The organism is Campylobacter sp. BCW_6468 (assembly GCF_001762865.1).
Classification (GTDB): domain Bacteria; phylum Campylobacterota; class Campylobacteria; order Campylobacterales; family Campylobacteraceae; genus Campylobacter_D; species Campylobacter_D jejuni.
The window spans coordinates 1-942 of sequence record NZ_MJXQ01000009.1 but is presented as its reverse complement, the minus strand read 5'-3'; the positions used below and the strand labels follow the sequence as shown (position 1 = coordinate 942).

The 942-nt window shown below is 26.4% G+C and carries 1 protein-coding gene; it reads left to right on the top strand.

All coding sequences use genetic code 11. The annotated features are described in order from the left end of the window. Window positions 1-15: 15 nt before the first annotated feature. Window positions 16-942, top strand: a 927-nt coding sequence (locus tag AJ889_RS00160) for a 6-hydroxymethylpterin diphosphokinase MptE-like protein (RefSeq protein ID WP_148123997.1), incomplete at its 3' end; no start/stop codon positions are given.

The window sequence follows — 942 nt, the reverse complement described above, 5'->3', positions numbered from 1 at the left end:
TTTTAAGGAAACCCAATGACCATACTAGAAAAAAACATACAAGCTTTATTAAGTGGGGTAAATGAACCCTTAGGAAATAAACTTTTAAATTTCATACAAAATAAAACTTGCTCTCGTTTTAATATAGATGAAAATTTAAATATCTATGATAAAACTCATAATGTTTTTATGTATGAAAATTTAGAAGAAGAAATAAATTTTTTCTATCAAAGTATTTTAGAAAAAACTCATAGATATCCTTTTGCATGTATTTATGGTATAGGCAATGCTTTACTTATTAAAAATTTATCCAAACACTATAAACATCTTTTTATATTTGAAAGTGAAATCGAACTTTTTATCTTGGCTTTAAGTGTGATAGATTTGAGTGAGGAGTTAAAAGTTTATAAGGTTGTATTATTTGACTGTGTTGCAAAGGATTTAGAAATTCAAATTGCTATGATTTTTGATCAGCAAAGTATTTTAGAGTATTTAAGTTTATATGAAATGTTTATTAGCTCGCATTATTATCTTAAATACTATGAAACTTCTATTTTATCTTTAAATGAACTTTGTATTAAAAGTGCAAGTGTAGCAATAAGAAATGCAGATATTACTTGTTTTTTACCTTTGCTAACACATGGACAGTTTTTACAAAACATCCCTTCTATGCTTGAAAGCATTCCTTTTCAAAGAATCTTAAGTGAAAGAAAAAACAAATTTGATAATACTATAGTAGTTTCTGCAGGACCTAGTTTAGCTAAACAACTTCCTTTACTTAAAGCTTATCAAGATAAAGCAGTGATCTTTTGTGCTGATGGGGCTTTAAGTATGCTTGAAAAAGAAGGTATAGTGCCTGATTATGTTACGAATTTAGATTTTACTGATCTAGCAATGAATTTTTTTCAAAATAAAGAAAATAAAACTTCTTTAAATATACTTTCATGTGCTACGCATCCTAAT